15 protein-coding genes and 1 tRNA gene are annotated in these 22,273 nt (G+C 66.2%); 3 read left to right on the plus strand and 13 right to left on the minus strand.

Features of this window, described 5'->3' with window-relative positions; all coding sequences use genetic code 11:
* Positions 1 to 2: 2 nt before the first annotated feature.
* The 9 genes from E8D38_RS04465 to E8D38_RS04505 are packed head-to-tail and all read right to left on the minus strand — an operon-like array spanning position 3 to position 14,195.
* Complete coding sequence (locus E8D38_RS04465; protein WP_342779510.1) at positions 3 to 2,432, minus strand: TOTE conflict system archaeo-eukaryotic primase domain-containing protein; 2,430 nt, start codon at positions 2,430 to 2,432, stop codon at positions 3 to 5.
* On the minus strand, positions 2,380 to 2,934 hold the full coding sequence (locus E8D38_RS04470; protein WP_140626534.1) for a hypothetical protein: 555 nt from the start codon (positions 2,932 to 2,934) through the stop codon (positions 2,380 to 2,382). Before E8D38_RS04470 ends, E8D38_RS04465 begins: the two co-directional genes overlap by 53 nt.
* 44 nt (positions 2,935 to 2,978) lie before the next feature.
* Entirely contained in the window at positions 2,979 to 3,938 is a 960-nt protein-coding gene (locus E8D38_RS04475; RefSeq protein ID WP_140626535.1) for a DUF5655 domain-containing protein, read from the minus strand.
* The gene (locus tag E8D38_RS04480) at positions 3,935 to 5,908 is read right to left on the minus strand and encodes a coiled-coil domain-containing protein (protein ID WP_140626536.1); all 1,974 of its coding nucleotides are present in this window, start codon (positions 5,906 to 5,908) and stop codon (positions 3,935 to 3,937) included. Before E8D38_RS04480 ends, E8D38_RS04475 begins: the two co-directional genes overlap by 4 nt.
* On the minus strand, positions 5,892 to 7,907 hold the full coding sequence (locus E8D38_RS04485) for a restriction endonuclease subunit S (RefSeq protein ID WP_181178924.1): 2,016 nt from the start codon (positions 7,905 to 7,907) through the stop codon (positions 5,892 to 5,894). Before E8D38_RS04485 ends, E8D38_RS04480 begins: the two co-directional genes overlap by 17 nt.
* Positions 7,900 to 8,955, minus strand: coding sequence for a PDDEXK nuclease domain-containing protein (locus tag E8D38_RS04490; RefSeq protein ID WP_140626538.1), 1,056 nt, complete (start codon positions 8,953 to 8,955; stop codon positions 7,900 to 7,902). The genes E8D38_RS04485 and E8D38_RS04490 overlap by 8 nt, the downstream gene beginning before the upstream one ends.
* Entirely contained in the window at positions 8,952 to 10,529 is a 1,578-nt protein-coding gene (locus E8D38_RS04495; protein WP_140626539.1) for a class I SAM-dependent DNA methyltransferase, read from the minus strand. The genes E8D38_RS04490 and E8D38_RS04495 overlap by 4 nt, the downstream gene beginning before the upstream one ends.
* Positions 10,530 to 10,550: 21 nt before the next feature.
* A complete protein-coding gene (gene hsdR / locus E8D38_RS04500; RefSeq protein ID WP_140626540.1) occupies positions 10,551 to 13,964 on the minus strand; it encodes a type I restriction-modification system endonuclease in 3,414 nt (1,137 codons plus the stop codon).
* Positions 13,965 to 13,991: 27 nt separating this feature from the next.
* On the minus strand, positions 13,992 to 14,195 hold the full coding sequence (locus E8D38_RS04505) for a hypothetical protein (RefSeq protein ID WP_140626541.1): 204 nt from the start codon (positions 14,193 to 14,195) through the stop codon (positions 13,992 to 13,994).
* A gap of 722 nt (positions 14,196 to 14,917) precedes the next feature.
* Here E8D38_RS04505 and E8D38_RS04510 point away from each other — a divergent pair.
* The 3 genes from E8D38_RS04510 (at position 14,918) to E8D38_RS28785 (ending at position 17,878) form a co-directional block, all read left to right on the plus strand.
* Positions 14,918 to 15,100, plus strand: coding sequence for a hypothetical protein (locus E8D38_RS04510; RefSeq protein ID WP_140626542.1), 183 nt, complete (start codon positions 14,918 to 14,920; stop codon positions 15,098 to 15,100).
* A 293-nt stretch (positions 15,101 to 15,393) separates the two neighbouring features.
* Positions 15,394 to 16,557, plus strand: a complete 1,164-nt coding sequence (locus E8D38_RS04515) for a phage integrase N-terminal domain-containing protein (protein ID WP_140626543.1) — start codon at positions 15,394 to 15,396, stop codon at positions 16,555 to 16,557.
* 196 nt (positions 16,558 to 16,753) lie between these two features.
* Positions 16,754 to 17,878 (plus strand): tyrosine-type recombinase/integrase, encoded by a 1,125-nt coding sequence (locus tag E8D38_RS28785; protein ID WP_181178925.1) that lies wholly within the window; start codon positions 16,754 to 16,756, stop codon positions 17,876 to 17,878.
* Between the two features lie 97 nt (positions 17,879 to 17,975).
* Here E8D38_RS28785 and E8D38_RS04525 read toward each other — a convergent pair.
* The 4 genes from E8D38_RS04525 to hemC all read right to left on the minus strand — a co-directional run bounded on the left by E8D38_RS04525 (position 17,976) and on the right by hemC (position 22,266).
* Positions 17,976 to 18,052: transfer RNA gene (locus E8D38_RS04525), tRNA-Arg, on the minus strand.
* Positions 18,053 to 18,095: 43 nt separating this feature from the next.
* Positions 18,096 to 19,346 carry a heme biosynthesis HemY N-terminal domain-containing protein gene (locus E8D38_RS04530; RefSeq protein WP_140626545.1) on the minus strand — a complete coding sequence of 417 codons (1,251 nt, stop codon included), beginning with the start codon at positions 19,344 to 19,346 and terminating at the stop codon, positions 18,096 to 18,098.
* A complete protein-coding gene (gene hemDX / locus E8D38_RS04535) occupies positions 19,346 to 21,316 on the minus strand; it encodes a fused uroporphyrinogen-III synthase HemD/membrane protein HemX (protein WP_181178926.1) in 1,971 nt (656 codons plus the stop codon). Before hemDX ends, E8D38_RS04530 begins: the two co-directional genes overlap by 1 nt.
* 8 nt (positions 21,317 to 21,324) lie before the next feature.
* A complete protein-coding gene (gene hemC / locus E8D38_RS04540) occupies positions 21,325 to 22,266 on the minus strand; it encodes a hydroxymethylbilane synthase (protein WP_140626546.1) in 942 nt (313 codons plus the stop codon).
* Positions 22,267 to 22,273: the final 7 nt, after the last annotated feature.

The raw sequence follows: 22,273 nt of genomic DNA on the forward strand, positions 1-22,273 counted from the left end.
TATCAGTCATGAAGCACTGACTGCAACTCTGGTTCCGGGAAAGAGGAGGCCCGCGGGTCCGTCATCATCCGATACCCCATGGCCCGGTAGCCGCGCTGCCGCTTGTCCCACATCCGCAAGAGCGTCACGTGGCCGGTGTCCACGAAGTCAATGATCCGCACGTTGGTCTTGCTTGCGTGCTCCCGGTGCAGGCGCCCCGCGTACTGCTGCAACGTGCCCTTCCACGAAACCGGCATGGCGAGTACGAGGGTGTCAAGCGGTGGGTGATCGAAGCCTTCGCCGACCAGCTTGCCGGTGGACAACAGGATGCGCGGTGCGTCCGGCGGCAACGCGTCCAACTCAGCCACCAGCATTGCGCGCTGCTTCTTCGACATCCGGCCATGCAGCACGAACGGCGCGGGACTGTGTCCGTCGAAGACAGCCTTGATCGCGTCCAAGTGTTCCGTGCGCTCCGTCAGCACCAGCACCTTTCGGCCTTGCTCAAAAGCGTCCTTGACTTCTGTAGCAATGGTTTCAGTTCGCGCCTGGTCGTTCGCCAGATGTCGAAACACATCCTGAATGCGAGTGTCCGGCGGTAGATCAATCCTAGAGAAGCGGGAGCGCGGTAGCACTTCCATGTCGTGCGGCGCGCCGGCAGGCCTGGCCGCCGTGTGCCGGATGGGCCCGCACTGCATGAAGATGATCGGCTGCTGCCCGTCGCGGCGGACGGGCGTCGCTGTCAGTCCAAGCACATACCTCGCCTTCGTGCGCTTCAGAATGGCGTCGAAAGACGCAGCGCCAACGTGGTGGCACTCATCGACAATCACTTGGCCGTAGTTCTCGACCATCTGGTCCACTTCACCCCGGCGCGAAATCGCCTGCATGACCGCGATGTCCACCTTGCCGGTGGGCTTCGCTTTGCCGCCACCGATGGCACCGACCACACCCTTCTCGAGGCCGAGGAACACCTGCAGACGCTCTTGCCATTGCTTCAGCAGTTCGGTTCGGTGCACCAGCACCAGTGTGTTGACGCCCCGGCGCGCGATCATCGCGGCGGCCGTAACCGTTTTGCCGAAGGCCGTGGGTGCGCACAACACGCCGGCATGGTGCGGCAACATCGCTGCAACAGCCGCTTCCTGGTCGGCGCGCAGATTGCCTACGAATGCCACTTCGAGCGCCTCACCGCCGAAGCGCTCGTCGCAAACACTGGCGGCGATGCCGTTCTTACGCATCAAGTCCAATGCCGCATCGAGGCATCCGCGCGGTAGCGCGATGTGCTTCGGGAAGTTCTCGGCACAGCCAATGATGCGTGGCTTGTCCCACACCGACATGCGCATCGCCTGGGCCTTGTAGAACTCGGGGTTCTGGAACGCAGCTAGCCGGATGAGGCGGTTGGCCAGTGCCTGCGGCAGTTGCGCCTTCTCGAAATAGACCAGGTTCGCCAATGTCACGCTCAGCGACTTCGGCATCGGCCCCGGCAACTTTCCGGTCGATGTGCTCGCGCGCTTCCAAGGCGTGGCCAGCTCTTCGTCCTCGATGAAGGTGACGTCCAACGGATGGCCACCGCCCGTGGCACGCAGGATGGTCGGCTCGATGTCATGCGCATCCATCGGCCGAATGGCAGCAAGAAACGCCCACTGATCAAGACGGGGCCGCAGATCGGCATCGACGAACACGCTGCAGCCCTTCTCGCGCGGCCCTTTCTGCAACGGCAGGGCAATCAAGTTGCCAAAGCCTCCCTTCGGCATCGTGTCCTGGTTCGGGAACAGCCGGTCGTACGAGGTCAGCTTGAGCTGCCGCGTGCGTGCGCAGGTGTGACTGATGATGGCCGTGCCAAGGCGGCGGGCATCGCGAGCCGAAATGCGATGGGCGAAGAACAGCCAGGCATGAGCACCGTTCCCGGAACGCGAGACTTCCAGCGCCGCAGGCACGCCCAGTTCCTCGCACGACTGCATGAACGCCCGCGCATCGTCGCGCCACTGCGCCTCGTCGAAGTCGACGGCCAGGAAGAAGCAGCTGTCGTCCTCCAGCAAGGGATAAACGCCGACCGTGTGCTCGCCGGCCAGATGGTCGTAAATCACCGCGTCGGACAGGGGCACCAACAATCGGTTGCCGCAATCGCTGCACTTGATGCGCGGCTTCTCGCATACGCCTGCCCGCCACTCGTTGGCACAGGCGGGCGTGTAGCCTGATTTGCTGGTCGACTTGCTCTCCCAGCGTATAGGGTAGACATCAGTCCGCCCGCGAAACAGCCGACGGAACAACGCGACCTTTTCGTCGGTGGACAGCCTCGACGGCTCGGGCGTCGGCATCGGCTCTGGCCGCGGCAAACGCCAATCGATGCCGTGCGATTCGAGCAGCGCAATCAGCCGGGCGTTCTCGCCCTGCAACGCGGCGAGATCATCTCGACCCGGCATCGAATCCGACCCCAGCGAGCATATCGTCCATCTCATCGCCGACGCCGTACCCGAAGTTGTGGCTGAGCCGACGCACGGCATCCAGGCGCACCAGCAGCTCCTGCCCGCGATCCTCCGGCAGCGCACCGCAGGCCTTCAGCGCCTGCTCGAACATCCGCACCAGGGCGTCGAAGTACCCTTCATCCTGAAGGCCAACATCGTTGCTGAAGCCCGAGGCGCGTTCGCAGTAGAAGACCATCAACTCGGCCAACCCTTCTGGCTGACCGACGGCCTTCTTGTAGTCCGCGAGGGCTTTCTTGGCCTTCGCTACGGACGTGTCCTGGTTCTTGAATACATCCGGCCACAGCCAGCGATCGATGGTCGCCTTGTACGGCTTGAGCACGTCGTCGCCGAGCGCAAAACGGGCGTGCAGGAAAGCTTGGTTGTCCTTGCTGGTGGCGTACAGATCGTGCACGAGGTTGATCAAGCCGTCTCTGTCGAAACCGGCGAGCTTGGCTTTGAGGTCCGTCCAGGTTGGTTTGGTGTCTCGGGCTTTCATTGGAGGTCTGTCCCGCTCCTGCGGCGACGTTGGTTGCGTGTTGGCTACGGCCCAAGCGCCGACCGGCCCTCATACGCCATTAGGATCAACGGTTTCGCCGCGTCCAGGTCTGCCTGAGAGGCCAAGGCCAGCTCCAAGTTGCCGGTACCCCAATGCCCTTGTTGCCTGACATCCCGTCCGTTTGGCGGCAGCGGGAGCAGTTGGTCGGGATCGACATGCAGGTACAGAAGCAGCCGGGCCTTCTGCGGAACGACCGTGGCAAAGTTCTTCAAGCGCTTGAAGGCCACGTACAGCTTCAGCTCCTTGCGTTGCACGTCGTCGCCCAGCGACAGAACGTGGCCCTCAAGGGATGACATCAACTCGCCCAAGTGGGGCGGCAGCAAGGGAAGCCATTCGGCAAACGACCGATCCCCAGCGCCGGCCTTTGTCGCAACGGGCTCGGTAAGTGGCGACTTCGGCAACTTCGCCGGCTTGGTTACCGAAGCGCGGCCACTATTCGCGCTGGTTGCGTTGGCCAACTCCAGCAGTAGCAGTTCCTCGCCAAACCGTCGATATCGGATCAGCTCGATGTTTCGGTTGATCTGCTGCACCGCATGGCCGTCGTACTTGGTGAAGTCGGCCGCGATGCACACCAGTCGCGGTGCTGTCCAGTCGATGGCATCGGCCGCCGGCTTGCCCAGCTTGTCCATCACCAGCAGCTTGAACTCGGCTTGGTGGTCCATCAACCAGTCCAGGTAGAACAGGCCCTGGTTGATGACGTTCTCGCCGACCGAGCGCTTGTATTCCAGGATCACCGGGCAGTTGTTCTCGTCGAGACCCAACGAGTCGATGCGTCCCGCGTGGGTCTTGCCGGTGGAGTACTCGGTGGCCAAGAAGCGGATGCCAAGCAGCGTGTCGAGATTGGCCTCGATCAGCGTCTGCAACGGCTTCTCTAGGTCGGAGGCGTCGCCTTGCAGTTCGACGGCCCGGCCGGATTGGAGGCGGAAGAGTTTGATGTCGCTCATGGCAGGTCGCAGCGCAGAAGCCGTTCATCGTGCGGTGCGCCGCGCAGTTCCAGGCGTAGCCAGGGTGACTTCTGCAACTCCGGTGGCGGCGGAGTTGTGGTGGTCACGATGTATTGGAAGGCCGACGAGGATGCCCCTTCCAGTCCGCGCACCACGTCAAACAAGCGGTGATAAACGCTGAGTCCCAAATCGGCTTCGCGAGGGCTGTCGTGCAACAGGAACGCGGGCAGGCGGGTCGCGCCTTCCATGCTCATGCACATCACGGCCAGGTCGAAGGCGATCACTTTCAATGATTCGATTGCAGCGGTGGACCGCTCGCCGCCCCACTGGATGACCAGCTTCAAGCCGTTGCCGTCCAAGCTGACCCGGCCCGAAGCGGTCGGTCCGACGGCCGCCCGGATCACCGCATCGAAGCAGGTGGACAGGCGCGCAAAGACCGTGGCTTGCTGATCGCGGAAGGCCACCAAGCTTTCACGCTTGGCATCGATCTGTTCCTGCAGCTGCGCGGCCTGGGTCTGTGCCAGTTCCCAGGCGGCCCAATCGCGTTCCAGGCGTTCGATGTCGTCCAGGTTCTTTCTGCCTCGGCGCCAGGCCGACGATCGGGTGTCGCTCACGCTTTCCGCCCGCGACAAGGCTTGCCGCAGGGCGTCGCGCTCGGAGCGCGCCGATGGCAATTGCCGACCCACCGCATCGACCTGCTGCCGCACCTCGTCGATCACTGCCTGCTTGTCGTCGATCTGCCGTTTCAGCGCCTCGTGTCGTTCACGCAGGGCGGCCAGGTCCGGCAATTCGCGCGACAGCTGGCACCCTTGCGCCAGTGCTCGATCGATTGGCACTTCACACACGGGACAGGCCGGCACTTCGGCATCCCGCACGCGCGCCGAAGCGCCGGGCAACTCGGCGCGGAGTTGCCGCAACAGCAATTCATGCAAGGGCAGGCTGCTGTTCAGCACGGCCCACTGCTTCTCGAGTTCGGCCACTTGTTGTGCCGCCTCGCGAGTACGCTGGCGCAGATCGTCCAAGTTCGACACGTCCACGGCCGGGTCGACCTTCGCGGCCTGCGCCAGCTTCTGACGGGCCGCCTGGCGTAGCACTTCAAGGCCCAGGCGCCCGTCGGGAACCGACGTTGCCGACAACCCCACGGCGCGCAACACGTCGGCATGCAATTGTCCGCAGGCCCATTGCCAACGCCCCACCTCGCCGAGCTTGGCCTTGTGCGCCTCTGATTGCGCATTGGCAGCAGCTTGCAGTTCGATCTCTTCCGGCGAAATGGCGGCGATCAGCACCCGCATCGCGTCTTGCAGGCGGCTGCGGGACATGGACCGGGTCGGCGAATCCGAATCGGACTCTGCCGCACGCCAATCGAGCACGTGATCGAAGCGGCACTCCTGGTCCCGCGTCAACCAAGCCAGCGCCACCCGCCACGCGTCATGCCGGTGATCCACCGGCATCAGGCCCGCGACCCGGGCCGTGAGCACCTGCCGCTCGATGGCGTCGAGCAAGGGCGCCATGCCAGTGGGCTCAGTCAGGCGGTCAAACAGCTGCTCTGGCGAAACCCCTTCGACCGCGAAGTGCCCCCGCCCCACCCCTAGGGGCCGCAGCACCGCCCAGGGCGTGCCTTTCAACATCACCTCGGCCGACACCCAGCCGTTCAAGAAGGCGGCGCTGATGCTGAGCCGCTGCGGATCCGGGGCAAAACGATCCTCCCCCAGGCAATAGCGCAGCAGGCGGCAGAACAGCGTCTTGCCGGCACCGTGCCCCAACTCGCCCGACTCGTTCCGGCTACCCATGTCGGCTGGGTCAGGCGACCAGATGAAGTTCAGGCCCGGCCGCAGTTCGATGTTGCGCACGGCCTCGCTGGGCTCCTTCCAAAGGGTGAGCCGGCGCACCCACAGCGCCGGCATTTCGCCGCCAGGCGGCAGCGTGATGGCCAGCGGTGCGGGGCCGAACAGATCAGGCTGCGCGGGCATGGACAAAGTCCCCGGCCGCCGCGGGCAGCAAGGGCAAGACCGCCTCGGCGCCATGGGCTCGCAGATACGCCACCACCCAGCCGGCGCGGCCACCGGGCCAGCCGGCGGTGTCCACGCGATCCGCTCCGGGGCCCAGGGCCCAGGTGTCCTGCGGGCCGGAACCGGACGCCACCAGGTCGCCACGGGCCCGCAGGCCGGAAAGGGCTCGGCGCCAATGGGTGTTGACCGAGGGCTGCAAGGTGGCCACAGACGCCGGCAATGGCTCCGCTTCGGCACCCACCAGACGGCGCCAAGATGCCGATTCGTTGGTAGGCAGCACAGCGGTGAAGAGGCGTGGCTGAAGGCACAGCATGGCTGCCAGGCGCGCTTGGTCCTGAGGCATGGGTTCGCTCCAGGCTTTCAGCACGGCGATGAGCAGCGCGGTCGTCGCGTGCTCGTCGGGCTGCGCGCTTGCGGCCCATGCGCCTGAGGGCAGCGCGGCCCAATCGGGCTGCGTGGTTGGCAGCGGGGCGGACGGGTTCGCTTGCTTGCTTCGAGGCCGGCCACGTGGCGCCTTTACTGCAGCGGTCGGTGTCTTGGCGAGGCGCTGGAGTAGAACGCTGGCGGGTTCGTCATTCGGGTCTTGCTGCACCAGCTCACCGCGAAAGGCCTTCGACAGCAACTGCGGGGCCAATCGCTGAGCATGACGACGCATCGCGTTCCAGTGGGCTTCGATTTGACCTGCCAGCAAGAACAAGCGGTCCACTTGCCGCACGATCTCCTCTTGCTCTGGCAGGGAAGGCAAAGGTATCTGGAGCGCGCGCACGTCGCCGATGTTGATGCCGCGGACGGCGACACCACGGACAGCCTTCGTCATACGTCTCTGTGCGTCTGGAGACAACAACGCGTAGTACACATACCGCGCGTTCAACCGACTGGTAATTGAAAGTCGCGCCGTGTCCTGTGTGATGTTTGCCCCTTCGAGTTCGGGCGGGATCACAATCAGCCGGCCTACACTGCCTCGAATTGATAGCAAGAGATCTCCGCTCATCAACCGAGCACGTTTGTACTGGAGGTCGATTTCTGAAGCAGTCCTCTTTATGGAATCCAAGTTCAACCTATTGCCAGGGAAATCTGCGACGCGGATATACGGAACGCCTTCGGAAAGCTCAGGCCCGGGTTTCAGAATTCCATAGGTAATCGGGCGACCTGGACGGCAGCAGTCGCGCAACCTGCTGATCGTCCATCCCTCTGGAAGTTGGTCGATCGATAGATCATGCGCCTCCTCTGTAGGATCTGACGCATTACCTCGCTCGTGACCGCCAGCGGTCACGTGATCCGCTTCGATTGCGTGACGCAACTCCACTGCGGGAGGCAGGCCAACTTGTCGGTCTCGCCATTCTTCTGTAAGTACTCCAAAAGTAGCAGCATCCAAGACAGCCTGCCGAAACCGCTTGAGCAACGCCGGAATGGCATCCAGGCGGTCATTGCAGGCTTGGATGCGGGCCAGCAGGGTGTTGAGTTGGTCGGCGATGCGGGTTTGCTCTTTCAATGGCGGCAGCGGCAGAACGCGCTCGCTCAAATATTCCTTGGGCACTCGCTTATGCCCCACTGACCCCGTCATGTGCGTCGCGCCCTCGCGCACGAATTCTTCAGTCTTCAGGAACGCGAGTAGGTAGCGCGCATCGATCACGCCAGTTCGAGGCCGACAGACAAAGTATTCGGTGCTACCGGCGCCCATTCGGTTCGGCAACCCGCGCGCCAGACCAGCCTTACCGTTCTCGAAACACGGTGTGATCTTCGCCAGCAGCACATCACCGTCGCAGAAGTGGCTGTAGCCTCGCTTGACCTCTGCCCAAGGCCTTGGCTGAAACGCAAAGCCATCCAAATACGATTTCCCGAGCAACGCCATGGGGACAAATCCGACAAGCGTTGTATCAGCCAGGTCGGTAGTCTTTGGATTGAGTTCGATCACAGCGCCAATGGTGGTCGTCTCCCAGGTCGAGGGCCAGTCACTCATCTTCCCGTCCCTCCAACAACACCCCCCGCCGCGCCAACCGCTCCCGCGCCTCCACCAACGCCGCATGCAACTGCCGCTCCAGTTCCGCCTTCGGCGGCAGCTCCGTCCAATACTCCGCAACGGTGATACCGTCCTTGTGCATCTGCAGCAGCTCCACCTGCTCGCGGCTGGATTCGGCACACAGGATCAGGCCGATGGGCGCTTCTTCGCCGGCCTGGCGTTCGTGCTTGTCCAGCCATTTGAGGTACAGCTCCATCTGGCCCTTGTGCGCGGCCTTGAAGCGGCCGAGCTTGAGTTCGATGGCCACCAGGCGGCGCAGCCGGCGGTGGAAGAACAGCAGGTCGAGGTAGAAGTCCTCGCCGTCGATCACCAGGCGCTTCTGCCGCTCGACGAAGGCAAACCCGCGCCCCAGTTCCAGGATGAAGGCTTCCAGCTGGCGCAGGATGGCGGCTTCGAGGTCGGCCTCGTCATGGCCTTGGCGCAAGCCCAGGAAGTCCAGGAAGTACGGGTCTTTGAAGACCTGGGCAGGCGTCGTGTCGGCGGATGACGGCAGCCCCGGGGCCTGGGCATTGGCAATCTCGCTGCGCTCGTAGGCCTTGCGTTCGATCTGGCGGTGCAACTCGCGCACGCTCCAGCGTGCTTCCACGCATTGCTGCGCGTAGAACCAGCGTGCGGCCTCGGTCTTGAGGGGGATGAGCTGCAGGAAGTGCGTCCAGCTCAATTGGCGCATCAGTGATGCGACTTTCTCCGGGTCGGGGAAGGCCTGGGCGAACTGCACCATGCGGCGCAGGTTCTTGGCCTCGAACCCGCGCCCGAATTCTTCAGCCAGGCGTTGCCCGAGCCTGGCCATGATCTGGCCGCCATACTGCGCGCGCTCACCACCCAGCACTTCGGACGCCAGGCGCTGGCCGACCGTCCAGTACAGCCGGGTCAGCTCAGCGTTCACCGCGCCGGCCAGCCGCTGGCGGCTGGCGGCGATCAGCGCGCGCAGCTCGGCGTGCAGGCTCTCCGGCGGGGTGCCGGCCGGGGTGGCCATCAATTCCTTCATGCCTTGGCCTCGTCGGGCTGGGGCTCTTCCAACGGCAGGTCGTCCAGCGCTGCGTCGGGGTCTTCGCCCAGCTCTTCCAGCAAGGCCCGCAGCTCGGCCATGGCGTCGCCCAGCTCGCGCTGCAGCAGCCGGGCCACCACGGCGGGGTCGTCGCGCTGGGCGTCGGCAGTTTCCGCGGTGTCGTCCTTGAGCCAGCTGATGTCCAGGTTGTCGCCGCGTTGCGCGATCTGCTCGCGGGTGAAGCGGCGCCAGCGGCCCGTGGTGCCGGTGTCCTGGCGTGCAGCCATTGCGGCGGGCCCGCCGCAGGGGTCGCTTCCGAACACGTCTTCGAACTTGTCGCGCGACTGGCTCGCCGGTGCGTCAGGCGCGGTGCGGAAGTAGTCGCGCGTGAAGGGCGTGCGCTTGCCGAAGGCGGGCATGTTGGCCCGCATGTCGTACACCCACACTTCCTTGGTGTTGGCCTTGTCCGTATCGCCGCGGGTGAAGAACAGCACGTTGGTCTTCACGCCCTGGGCGTAGAAGATGCCGGTGGGCAGGCGCAGGATGGTGTGCAGGTTGCACTTGTCCATCAGGTCGCGCCGAATCTCGGTGCCGATGTTGCTCTCGAACAGCACATTGTCGGGCAGCACCACGGCGGCCCGGCCGCCAGGCTTCAGCGCACGGTAGATGTGCTGCAGGAAGGCGAACTGCTTGTTGGCTGTCTCGAAGGTCAGGTCGCCGCGCGTAGGCAAGCCGCCGCCTTTCTTCGTGCCAAAGGGTGGGTTCGAGAGGATCAGCGTGGCATTCGGCAGCTTGTTGTGGTCATCGCTGAGCGTGTCGCCATAGATCACGCCGCCTTCGATGCCGTGCAGCAGCATGTTCATCAGCGCCAGGCGGTGCGTGTCCTGCACCAGCTCCATGCCGAAGAAAGTCTCCTTGGCGTAGCGGCGCTGATCGGCGTCCTTGAGGCTGTCGAAGTCGTTGTGCCGGCGCAGGTAGTTGTTGGCCGCGATCAGGAAACCACAGGTGCCGGCAGCCGGATCCTGAATCACGTCGCCCAGCTGCGGCTTCATCACCGCGACGATGCTGTCGATCAGCGCACGCGGGGTGAAGTACTGGCCGGCGCCACTCTTCTTTTCGCCAGCGTTGCGTTCCAGCAGGTCTTCGTACAGGTTGCCCAGGTCGTCGCGATCGACGCTGTACCAGTCCAGCCCGTCGATGTCGGTGACCAGCTTGCTCAGCGTGGCGGGCTTGGTGATGAAGGTGTTGGCGTTGGCGTAGATCTCCTGCACCGCGCCGCGGCCGTGCAGGCCGTAGTCGAGCAGCATCTCCTTGTAGAGGTCCAGCCGCTCGGGTGCCGAGGCGTTGAGCAGGTCGTCCCAGCGGGTGCCAGGTTGCTCGACCGGCGGCTCGGACTTCTTGGGCCGCTTCCACACCTTCAGTCGGTCTTCCTGACCGGTCTCCTTCATCATCTTCAGGAACAACAGGTAGGTGAGTTCGCTCAGGTACTGGTGGTAGGTGACGCCGTCATCGCGCAGTACATGGCACAGCGACCAGAGCTTGGCGCCGATGTCGAGTGCGGCAGTGTGGTTCATGGGTAGCAGAGTCAGGAAAAGTCAGCGGTTGGCAGATTCGGGCGGCGGTGCCCACAGCGCGTCATTGAAGGCCTCCAACACGGGCTGGAGCTGGCCGTTGAAGACCTTGTCGAGGCGGTTGAAGCCGCCGCCTTCGCGCTTGAAGATGAGATCGGGGTCGTCGAGCGCGGCGCGGTCCACCAGTACGTTGGCCTTGGTCTGGGCAGCGATGCGCTTGAGCCAGTCACGCTGCGGCGTGCTCCAAGGTTTGCCGCCAGGTGGATGCGCCAGAAGGTGTTGCAGCGCGCGGTCCACCCTCTCGGCATAGGGCACCAGCGCGTCGCCGATGGCGGCCTGGCGGATGTAGCCCACGATGCGCGCGGCGATGTCCTGGTTGGTCAGCTCGCGCCAGGCCGAGGCCAGGTTGGTTTCGGTGAAGCCGGCACGGTCCAGGGCCAGCACCAGCTCGCGCAGCTGGGCGCGGGTCAGCTCGCGCGGTCGGGTCAGCACGGTCACCAGGGCCGGAATCTGGTTGCCTTGGGCCTTGATGAATTCACTGAACGCGCGGAGGTAGTCGTCGGGCTTCTCGGCCTTGCCGTAGCCGCGCTCGGCGCGTTCGAAGCTGTCGGCATGTTCCGACACGTACATCTCGCGCTCAGGGCCGTCGCTGCGGCGGTCCAGTAGCTCGCCGAGTTCCGGGTTTTGCACGAACCATGCGGCCACTTCAGCCAGGGACATGGCCTTCAGCTTCTGGACGAAGGCCTGCACGGGCATGCCGGCCTTGGCTTCGAGGTCTTGCCGGTGCTGGTCAGACAGGTGGCGCTTCTTGCGCTGCAGCTTGGCGAGGAACTGGTCACGCGCCAGCTCGGTGGCGGATTCGTCCTTCAGCGTCGCCAGTTCGCGGGCCAGTTGGGTGAAGCTGATCTTCGGATTCACGACCACGGGCTTCATGGCCGTCATGTCGCCGATGGCTTCGAAGATGCGCACGGCGTCGAACACGCGGAACGAGTCCTTCACGTCCGTGCCGCCAAAGTCGCACAGGCGCGTGGCGCGGCCCAACATCTGGTCGAACAGAATGCGGCTGTTCACCTGGCGCAGGAAAACCAGGTTGCAGATTTCGGGCACGTCCACCCCCGTGGTCAGGAGGTCCACGGTCACGGCCACGTTGGGCAAACGTTCGTTCTTGAACCGGCGAATGAGCTGCAGCGGCTTATCGGCTGCGCCTGTGATCTTGATGACTGCGTCGTCTTCCACAGAGCCGTACTGGTCGGTGAAGGACCGCTTGAGCAGGTCCACCACCATGTCGGCATGGCTGTCACTGACGCAGAAGATCAAAGTCTTGCGGCGCGATGCCGGATCCAGCTCCTGGGACAGGTAGTTGCATACCACCTCGTTGAAGGGTCGAGTGATGACCTTGCGGTTGAAGTCGTCGACCTTGAGCTTGATCTCGTCCGGCGCCTTGAACAGGTCGATCTGCTGGCGGCCGGTGTTGTAAACCTTGACTTCTTCGCCGGCTTTCCAGGCGATGCCCTGAGTGGACAACTGGGTGTGCACCTGAATCGGCGGCTCATAGTCCACCAAGTAGCCATCGACGACAGCCTCGCGGTACCCATACGTGAATACAGGTGCGCCGAAGATCTGAGTGGTGTGCAGAGCTGGTGTCGCGGTGAGCCCAATCTTCACCGCGTCGAAGTAGTCCAACACGCGCCGGTACTTGGAGACGTAGTCGTCGTAGCCGCGGAAGCTGAGTTCGGTGTCCGACAACTCGCGGTCCAACAGGTAGCCGCGGTGGCATTCGTCGACGACGATGCAGTCGTACTGGTCGATGGGCGGTGGCGCCTCGCCTTCGGCGGAGTACAGCACCCGTTGCACCATCCCTTGCACTGTGGCCAGGTGGACGGCGGTGTCGGCGTCGGGCAGCTGGTCGTCCAGTTCCTTGATGCCGAAGATGTCGGCGAAGGTCTGCAGCCGTTCCATCCGCGTGTCCTTGAACGCATTCGCGGCCTGTTCGCCCAGGGCCGAGCGATCCACCAGGAACAGGATGCGGCGGAAGCGCTTGGCCTTGAGCGAGCGGTAGATGAGGGCAATGCAGGTCTTGGTCTTGCCGGTGCCGGTGGCCATGGCGAGCAGGATGGCGCGCTGACCCTCTTGGATGCTGGCTTCGGTGGCAAGGATGGCCTTCTGCTGGTAAGGCCGCAGCGGGAAGCCGTAGTCGAACGGCGCATTGGCGAGTTCGGCGTGCGCGCGGTCGTCGTCACGCTGCAGCAGGGCGTTCAGCCCTTCCGGCGTGTACCAGCCGTCGAGCGCGTGGCCCAGGTTCTCGGGGCGACGCAGATCGCAGAACCACACCCCGCTTTTCTCGGCCAGCTGTCGCAGGTACGGGCGACCGTTCGACGAGAAGACGAAGGGGACTCGAAACTCTGCGTTCGTGCCGAAGTTGCCGGCGGGCAACTCGACCTCGGGTGATGCCCGGAAGCCGCGGCTGTAGCGCTTGGCCTGCTGCAATGCGGCCGACACGTCGATGTTCTTGCGCTTGGCCTCCACGATGGCCACCGGCGTGAGGCCGATGAACAACGCATAGTCGGCAGGCCCCGTCTCGGTGGGCCATTCAGCGATGGCGAGGTTCTGACCGCGTTGTGGTCGGGCCTCCTTGGCGAACGTGAGCTGAGCCGAATCGACCGTCCAGCCCGCGGCGGCAAGCTGTTCGTCGATGAGCTTGCGTGTGTCGCCTTCGCTGATCTGGATGACAGCGGCCGCCGAATTCGCCGCTGCCACGAACTTGGCGATGACTTGCGGCGGCTCGGATGCAGCCTGGGCCTGGAGTACCTCCAGCCGCTGTAGCAATTCGGCCTTTGCCGATTCGGCCTCGGCGGCCATGGTTTCCCAGAAGGCCCGGTCATCCTCGGCACGCTTGATCTGTGCCTGAGCCTGATCGAGCACCTGCGCCGCATCGTGATGCGCGGCGCGATGCTGAGCCAACTCGGCGCGGAGTGCGTCAAGCTCAGCCTTGAGTTCCGCACTTTCGTTGGCCGGAGGGGCCGGTGGTTGGAACGGGCCTGACTTGAACGCCGGATCCTTGAAGGTCCGATGGAACCACACGCCGAGTTGCCAGGTGAGCCGCAGGCCCAGCAACGCTGTGCGATGGTCGCCGCCCAGGCGATGGTTCGCGTCGTTGCCTGCCTTGCGCACCTCGGTGAACAAGGTCCCAACTTCGCGTGGAACGATGCCCTGGTCCTGCAGTCGCCGGACGAGATCGACTTGCTTTTCGTCAGGCGACGCAAACACGCCCACGTTGGACGCTGCGAGCTGCGCGAGCAGCTCCGCCAGCTGGCGAAGCTTTAGAAGACAAGTGTTCGGATCATCAGCAAAGTAGCGCTCGGCGAGCATCCCGAGGCGCACGAGCTGCTGGTCGTGCACCTTGAGGTGTTCGAAGTTCGATGGCTTGTCGCCGAGCATTGGCAGTTTGGGGGGCGGAGGCAAGCGTTACTTGCGAGATGCTGCGGCATGGCGTCGGCCGGTCGCCTTGACCGGCGCGGGGGCGATGCCGTGATCACGGCAGTAGCTGAGGACCATGACCTCCAGCATGGACGCAACACTGCGCCTCTCGACCTCCGCGGCGGCGGACAGCGCGGCCTTGACATCGGGGGGCACTCGGGCGCTGACCACCTCGGTCTTCGTGACAGCCACGGCGGAACTCCTGTGTGAAAAACGCTAGCGGTTTGCAAGGGTAACCCATCCAGCCAGTGCCTTACCCCGGGGATGTACTGCCTCGATTCGCCGCCCGCCGCCCCGCCGGGGGCTCGCAAGGTCCTCCTGCGGTCCTCCCAGGAGGACCTGTCGCCGCCTGGTCCTGCGCCCGGCAGCGGTATCAGGTCCTCTCAAGGGCCTCATCGTCGGCGGGTGACCAGCGTCCGAAAAACTGGAGGCATGAAGCTGGCCTGTCAACTGCGAGGGCCGTCTCGCTGATCGGGAAGGCACGGACTGCTATCGCTTGCTAGCACAAGACTTGGAACGTGCAAGACGTGACCGCGTTGCCCTCCGCGGCGGCATCCAGGAAGGGCGATTCCGGCGGCGCGGGCCGCATCGACGGCTCGACCACGGACTTTCTTGCCTTCAGGCCCAGCACATCTGGCAGACGTCTGCCAAATGCACATGCGACAGTTCGACGGCCCCTCTTGACGAGGCCCCACAGCTCGCTGTCAACTTCGCTCCGAGTCGTGCGCGCCTGCCGCCGGATGTCGAATCCACTGCAGGCTGGTGTTCCGGCAACCATGAGCCGGCGTTCGCAGTCGTGACCTGCACAAGCATCGCTCGACGCCAGTCGAGCTGCCCGCCAAAGAGCGGCAGATGACCCATACGCAAGCGTCGACCCGATCGGCGCACTGCTTCAGGGGCTTCTTCGAGAGGCCTTGAAGCGTTCGGCCGTGCTCTCCGAGTACGGCCCCGAGAACAACTCCCGCGTCACGTCGATCGCCCATGAGGCCGTCGCGCATGGTGTGCTCGTCATCGAGCACGCAGCGTCGACCGAGGACGTGACTCCCGCCCCTCCCGTTCGCAGGGAGGCCTTCCGGTGGTGGCAGCGGGATTCCTGATGCGCCCCACTCATCGAGCGCGACCCATCGAGGTCGCGCGGCGCACTCCCGAAGTGCGCCTGGCCATGCAACGCGGAAACGCACTGCACGGATCCAGGGGACTGATTTTTTACGACCGCGAGACGGCCTCAGTGCGCCGTCACCTGGAAGCACGCGACGACGCCGGAGATCCGTCGCCGTGTGAATGCTCGATCTCCACCGGCCGCGTCCATGGCGCACGACGCGGCTGCCGCCACCGCGCCAACACCGAGCCGCCCTGACTCAAGCGGCCCAACTGCAACACGGAGAACCGCATGTCTTCGAGAGTCAATGACCGTCCCGAGCCCGACCGATTCAACGCAGCCGCCGGTTTGGCAGGACGGCGAACCCCAGCGACGCCGGAGGAGATCCTGGCGTCCCTGCCCTACGGCACCAAGAACTGGAAGGCCGTGCTCATGTCGCTGATCAAACTTCACAACGCGAAGCACAGCACCAAGGACAAGGGCGTCTCGATCAAGACCATGGAGGATCGCCGCCGCTTCTACTTCAGCTTCTTCATCGAACTGCGCCGCGAGACGCGCTTCAAGGTCGAGCCGCGTCAGTTGCGAGGCCGGCATGTCGAGGTCATGGTCGAGCGTTGGGTCGAGCGTGGCCTGGCCACCGCCACGATCCACAACTACCTCAGCTTCATCCGCACCTTCGCCGAATGGCTCGGCAAGAACGGCATGGTGCGCGAGCCGGCGTTCTACGTCGGCCCGGACTCACCGCATGCCAACCGGCACCAGGTTGCCACGGAGGACAAGAGCTGGTCCGCGAAGGGCGTTGACATCGAGGCGACGATCCAGAAGGTGGCGGAGTTAGACAAGTGGGTTGGGCTGCAACTGGAGCTGTGCCACCGCTTCGGCATGCGCCCGAAAGAGGCTCGGCATTTCCGTCCGCATGACGCAGAAAGGACGCGGGAGCAAGCCATGCCCGCCGACGCTGCGGCGCACCCCGAGTGCGACACCTTCGTTCGGTTCCAGCAGGGCACGAAGGGTGGGCGGCCGCGGGATGTGCCCGTGACGACGGACGCGCAACGCGAGCTGCTCGCACGGCTCAAATCCCTCGTGCCGCCAGGCGGCTACGTCGGCCGGCCCGACAGGACAGCCAAGCAGAACCAGCACCGCTTCTACTACGTGATCCGGCGGCATGGCATCAGCCGGAAGGATCTCGGCGTTGTCGCGCACGGTCTGCGCCACCAGGTGGCGAACGACAAGTTCGAAGAGGACGCCGGCGTGCCTTCGCCGGTTCGTGGCGGCGACGTTCCGGCGGAGGTGATGGCGGATGCGCGCTACCGCGTCGCTCGCCTGTTAGGTCATGCCCGTGAGCGTGCGGCGGCGTTCTACATCGGCTCGCGCCACAGCGTGCTGGCCGGCAAGAAGAACGGTGGCGAAGACGGCGGCAACGATGAAGGCGGCGCGCCATGCAGCCCCGCCTGATCCGCCACCGTGACGCACCCGGCTACCTCGGCGTCGACCGCAACCGCTTCGACGCCGAGATCCGGCCGGCGCTGACCGAGATCCCGATCGGCGGCCGCTGCATCGCCTTCGACCGCCTTGAACTCGACGAATGGGTCGACGCGTATATTCGTGCGCGAGGGCGCCCGAGTCGCAACACGACGAAAGGAGCAGTTCCATGCGAACTCGGACACCAGGCATCCTCTGCGATCGATCGAACAAGCGAACGGTCAACAAGGAGTACAAGGGCGAGCGCATCTTTGCCCGCCTCGGACGCGTCAGCCAGGACGACGCCGAGACGTGGCTCAGGGCGCGGCAGGCCGAAGTCGATGCCAGGCGCGAAGACGAACTTCGAAAGGGCGATGAGCAGCTGTTCGCAGCTGCTGCACAGAAGTACCTGACGGAGTGCAAGCAGCGAGAGATCCGGACGCTGGATCTCGTCGCCGGCCACGTGAACCTGCTGCTGCCGCACATCGGCAGGCTGCCGCTTCGGGATGTCTGCAACGACGCCCTGGAGGGCTTCAAGAAGAAGCGCGTGGCTGACGGGGTGAAGGCGTCCACGATCAACCACAGCCTGGAGGTCGTGCGCACTGTGCTGAACCGTGCGGCGCGTGTCTGGCGGACCGACGGAAAGCCATGGCTATCGACTCCGCCGCTGATCGAAATGCTCGACGAGCGCGCGCAGAGAAGGCTGCCCTATCCGATCACCTGGTCGGAGCAGGCAGCGTTGTTGAAGCACCTGCCAGCGCATCTGCAGCGCATGGTGCTCTTCGCAGTCAACTGCGGCGCGCGCGACGAGAACGTGTGCAAGCTGCAGTGGGCGTGGGAGCGCAAGGTGCCGGAGTTGAAGCGCAGTGTCTTCGTCGTCCCTGCGGCGGATTTCAAGTCAGGTCGTCCTCACGTCCTGGTCCTGAATGATGTCGCGTGGCGGATCGTCGAAGAGTGCCGCGGGCAGCACGATGAGTTCGTGTTCGTCTGGCGTCGGGAACGCGTGAAGAACGTCGACGAGGAGCCGGCCATGCCGTACCGGCCGATCGAGACGATCAACAACAACGGGTTCCAGAAGGCCAGGCGAGCCGCCGGACTCGAACGCGTCCGCGTGCACGACCTGCGTCACACCTTCGGCCAGCGACTGCGGGACGCCGGCGTGGCAGAAGAAGACCGCGCCTTGTTGTTGGGGCATGCCATCGCCGGCATGCCGCAGCATTACGCCACCGCCACCATCGCGCGCCTGGTGGAGGTAGCCAACAAGGCGAACGAGACGCGCGACCGCACCACGCTCCTGCGCGTGGTCAACGGATAAAAACGTAGGTCAGGCAGGAGTCGCGCAAAAGTCGCGCAGAAAAGAAAAGCGGGTTAGGTGCCGAAGCATCTAACCCGTTGATCTGACTAGCGTTTTATGGCGCGGCTGGCAGGATTCGAACCCACGACCCCTTGGTTCGTAGCCAAGTACTCTATCCAACTGAGCTACAGCCGCGTTGAGCCCGAGACTATAACACGGTTTGGCGCGCCGCCAAGAATTAGTCGATCAAGGCGGCCGCGCGGTAGCAGGCCGCTGCGCGTTCGGCGTCGTCTTCCTTCTCGGCCATCCCGGCCAGCACCCGCCAGGCGTGGCGGCGCTGCGCTCCGTCGAGCGTGGGCGCTTCGGCCGCAAATTCGAGCAGGCGCCGGGCCTTGCCCCACAGTTCGCGCTCGGCCAGCGCACGGCCTACGGCGTGGGCGATTGCCGGTTCGCGCGGAAAGGCCTGCACCGCAGCTTCGAGCACCGGCAGCCAGTCGGCGGTGAGGCCTCGGATCGATGCGACCAGCGCAGCCGCCAGCACGGCGCGGTCGTCGGCGCTCGCGGCGCTGAGGCGTTCCCAGAACGGGCGCAGCCAGGCGCGGCCGGTCTCGGGAGCGCCGAGCTTGCTGGCATGGGTGGCGGCACGCGCGGCCACGTGCGGGTCGCGGCGATCCACCGCGTCGAACTGCATCCAGGTGCGCCGCAGCTGGTCGGCGTCGCGGGCCGATTCGAGGGCCTGACAGGCGAGCGATCGCAGCAGCCCCTGCGCCGCCACCGGCGAAAAGCCCTGGTGCTTGGCCAGCAGGCGGGCGGTCTTCAGGGCTTCGAGCGGCTGGTCGGCCACACGGGCGGCCTGCAGCTTGAGCCGCAGTGCATGGGTGCGGCGCGCCACGCCGGGCGGCAGCTCGCTCAGGCCTTCGAGGGCCCGGCCCGCGTCGCGGTCGTCGAGGGCCCACTCGGCCGCCAGCAGGCGCGCGCCTTCCTCGGTCGGCCGCACGCCGACGGCCAGGCGGCGTGACAGCTCGAGCGCGCGGTCGAGGTGTTCGTCGCGACGGGTGCGGTCCTGCAGCCTGTGCAGGCTGCCGGCCGACAGCAGGTGGCCGAGCGCGGCGAAGTCATGGTCCTGCGACAGCTCCGGCGTGTCGGCCTGGATGGCCACCGCACGCTGTGCCGCCTTGTGTGCCCGCGTGTAGCGGCCGCCGAAGTACAGCGCCAGCGCCTCGCGCAGCGCGGCCTGGGCCGTGCGATCGCGCCGGGCCACGCGCCATTCGCGCGCACGCTGCGGCAGCCCGATCAGCGCGTTGAGGGTGCGCACCACCGAATACACGGCGAAGCACGCGGCCACCAGTCCGACCAGGAACAGGTTGAGCGAGAAGTCGATGCGCCATGGCGTCCAGTACACCGAGACGAGGCCGTCGTTGGTGCCGAGCGTGGCGGCGGCGACCACGGCCACGGCGGCCAGCAGCAGCAGCCAGACGACGGTACGCATCAGCGGCCTGCCGCGGCGGCGGCCAGCGCCGCCAGCGTGTCGTCGGGGCGCGGCACGCCGCCCTGGCGGCTCTGCGCGGACACCTGGCGCAGCAGCTCGGCGGCCACGGTGGTCTTGCGGGAACTGCCGTCGAAGTAGCGGTTCAGCGCCGCAAGCGCTGCCTGAACGTCGGACTGCGTGGTGTCGAACTGGCGGCTGAGCAGCGCCAGCCGCGCGTTCAGCAGCTTGAGCTTGAGGTTCTCGCGCAGGAAGAAGCCCTGCTCGGGCGCCATGAGCATGGCGTCGGGCGCGTCGATGCGCGTCACGCGCACCAGCGAGCGCAGCTCGTTCCAGGCAGGCAACCACCATTGCTGCAGCTGCTCGCGCCAGCCGGCGGCAGACGAGGCCGGCGCGGCCGGTGCCGACGCGCCACCGCGCACGCCGGCGGCGCGCTGCGCCCTCGCCAGCGCCGGATTCGCGGACTTCGTGTCGACCTCGCTCGCGCTGCTCAGCAGCGGCAGCTCGTCGACGAGGCGCACCACCTCGTCGAGCTTGATGACCAGCGTGGAGATGTCGGCCACGCCCACCGCCTTGACGCGATCGAGGTCGCGGGCAATGGCACGGCGCACGCCTTCCAGGCGCGGCTGGTTGACCCGCACGAGGCGCTCGTCGGCGGACTTGAGCGCCGCGACCAGCGGCTCGGCGCTGCCGGTGATGGCGGTCTGCTGCAAGGCCACGCGCAAGCCGGCCTCGATGTCGACCACCAGGTTCTCGTCGCGCGAGCGTGACAGCGACTGGATCAGTTCTTCGAGCTGGCCGCGCTGCAACGCCACTTCGGCCACACGCGCCTCGAGCAGCGCGGCCTTCGCGGCGGTCTCGCGAGAGACGTCCTGCGCCTGCTTGGCGAGCACCCGCGCCTCGGTGGCCTCGCCCTGGCTGTCCTGCTGGCGGCGCACGAGCTCCTGCTCGAGGCTGTGCACGCGCTGCTGCGCCGACCAGGCCATCCACAAGCTGGCCGCCACCGCCAGCAGCGCCAGAGCGGCCGCCGGCAATACCCAGGCGGCCTTGCGCGCGGCGGCAGGGCGCACGCCCGACGGCGATGGATCGGCAACGGCAGCAGCGGCGACGGCAGGAGGGTCGATGTCGGTCACGGGGGAAGCGGGCAGCAACACGGAGGGGGCAGCGTCGATCGATTGTATCGACGGGTCCTTCGCCGCCGAGGCTACGCAGGCCAGCACGTCGTCGAACGGCGGCGCAGACGAGAGCACCCGGCCGAACCCCGCCGCCCGCGCGCTCTGCGCGATCCGCTCATGCGTGCAGCAGGCCGACCACGCGGTCCCGGGCGGCCCCAGCTGCAGCTCGGCCAGGCGGGCCTGCAGGTGGCCGATGGCCTCGGAACTGCTGAACAGCCACAGGTGTTCGGCCGGCGACAGCACCGCGCGGCGCAGCAGGGCATCCGCCGCGGCGTCCCACGCCGGCGCAGTGCGCGAGTAGGCCGCCACGAAGTCGACCAGCGCGCCGCGCACGCGCAGCGTGTCGGCCAGCCATTCGCGGCCGCTGCCCGCGGCACCGTCGCCGCCCCGCACGATGAGCACGTGCGCGCCGTGCCAGTCCTCGTGCTCCAGCACCTGCCACAGGGCCTCGGAGTCGAACTGCGGCGCATCGGCCGGCGGCGCCACCACCGCGTCGGCCGGCATGCCGCCCTCCAGCAGCGCCTCGGTGGTGCCGGGGCCCGGCGAGGCGGCGCGCACGCCGGCCGGCCAGGCCGCGCCCGGTGGCTGCGAGGCCAGAAACTGCTGCGCGGCATTCGGGCTCACGAACATGACCAGCCGATAGCCCGGCAGCGCCTGCCAGGCCGACTGCACCGCGGCGGCATCGGCAGCCGGCGCAATGCCGATCAATGGCAGCGCATGCGCATCGATGCCTCGCTCGCGCAGGCGCTGCACCCACGAGGCCGCCTGGGCCTGCGGGCGGGTCACCAGCACACGCATCGGCTCGCTCACAGGCTCGCGAGCAGGGCCGCGCCTCCCGCGTCGCGCAGCAGCTGTGCCGCCTGCAGGCCCAGCGCCTCGGCGGCCTTCGTGTCGTCGCCGACGGCGGCCCTGGCCTGCGCCTTGATGAGCGGCTGCCGCGCGTCTTCCGGATGGCCCAGCGCGGCATGCAGCACCAGCTGGTCGCCGTCCCACGAGGCATAGGCGGCCAGCGGCATGCTGCAGCTGCCTCCCAGGGCACGCGACACGGCCCGCTCGGCATGCGCTGCGAGCCAGGTGGGCATGTCGGTCAACGGAGCGAGCGCCTCGCGCAGCTCGTTCTCTTCGGTGCGGGTCTCGATGCCCAGCGCGCCCTGGCCCGCCGCCGGAATCATCTCGGCCGGGTCGAACAGGTCGCGGATGCGCGGCGCCAGGCCCAGCCGCTTGAGCCCTGCAGCCGCCAGCACGATGGCGTCGTACCGGCCTTCGTCGAGCTTGCGCAGGCGCGTATCGAGGTTGCCGCGCAGCGGCTCGATCTGCAGGTCAGGGCGCAGCGCCCGCAGCTGCACCACGCGGCGCAGGCTGGAGGTGCCCACCTTCGCCCCCTGCGGCAGCTCGTCGAGCCGGGCATGGTGGTTCGACACGAAGGCATCGCGCGGGTCCTCGCGCTCCAGCACCGCCGCGAGCACGAAACCCTGCGGCAGCTCCATCGGCACGTCCTTCAGCGAATGCACCGCGAGGTGGGCGCGGCGCTCCTCGAGCGCCACCTCGAGCTCCTTCACGAACAGCCCCTTGCCGCCGACCTTGGACAAGGTGCGGTCGAGGATCTGGTCGCCGCGGGTGGTCATGCCCAGCAGTTCGACCGGGCGCGCATGCCGCTCGCGCAATAGCGCGCGCACATGCTCGGCCTGCCACAGGGCGAGCCGGCTCTCGCGCGTGGCAATGATCCAGGGGGCAAGGGTTTCAGGCATGCGGCGA

Source organism: Methylibium rhizosphaerae (assembly GCF_006386545.1).
Lineage (GTDB): Bacteria > Pseudomonadota > Gammaproteobacteria > Burkholderiales > Burkholderiaceae_C > Pseudorivibacter > Pseudorivibacter rhizosphaerae.

Excerpts from the sequence above, each read along its gene's own strand:
- E8D38_RS04465 (WP_342779510.1), bottom strand. The coding sequence starts at position 2,432 with ATGAGATGGACGATATGCTCGCTGGGGTCGGATTCGATGCCGGGTCGA.
- E8D38_RS04490 (WP_140626538.1), bottom strand. The coding sequence starts at position 8,955 with ATGAAGGAATTGATGGCCACCCCGGCCGGCACCCCGCCGGAGAGCCTG.
- hemC (WP_140626546.1), bottom strand. The coding sequence starts at position 22,266 with ATGCCTGAAACCCTTGCCCCCTGGATCATTGCCACGCGCGAGAGCCGG.
- hemDX (WP_181178926.1), bottom strand. The coding sequence starts at position 21,316 with ATGCGTGTGCTGGTGACCCGCCCGCAGGCCCAGGCGGCCTCGTGGGTG.
- E8D38_RS04495 (WP_140626539.1), bottom strand. The coding sequence starts at position 10,529 with ATGAACCACACTGCCGCACTCGACATCGGCGCCAAGCTCTGGTCGCTG.
- E8D38_RS04515 (WP_140626543.1), top strand. The coding sequence starts at position 15,394 with ATGTCTTCGAGAGTCAATGACCGTCCCGAGCCCGACCGATTCAACGCA.
- E8D38_RS04470 (WP_140626534.1), bottom strand. The coding sequence starts at position 2,934 with ATGAAAGCCCGAGACACCAAACCAACCTGGACGGACCTCAAAGCCAAG.
- E8D38_RS04475 (WP_140626535.1), bottom strand. The coding sequence starts at position 3,938 with ATGAGCGACATCAAACTCTTCCGCCTCCAATCCGGCCGGGCCGTCGAA.
- hsdR (WP_140626540.1), bottom strand. The coding sequence starts at position 13,964 with ATGCTCGGCGACAAGCCATCGAACTTCGAACACCTCAAGGTGCACGAC.
- E8D38_RS04530 (WP_140626545.1), bottom strand. The coding sequence starts at position 19,346 with ATGCGTACCGTCGTCTGGCTGCTGCTGCTGGCCGCCGTGGCCGTGGTC.
- E8D38_RS28785 (WP_181178925.1), top strand. The coding sequence starts at position 16,754 with ATGCGAACTCGGACACCAGGCATCCTCTGCGATCGATCGAACAAGCGA.
- E8D38_RS04485 (WP_181178924.1), bottom strand. The coding sequence starts at position 7,907 with ATGAGTGACTGGCCCTCGACCTGGGAGACGACCACCATTGGCGCTGTG.
- E8D38_RS04480 (WP_140626536.1), bottom strand. The coding sequence starts at position 5,908 with ATGCCCGCGCAGCCTGATCTGTTCGGCCCCGCACCGCTGGCCATCACG.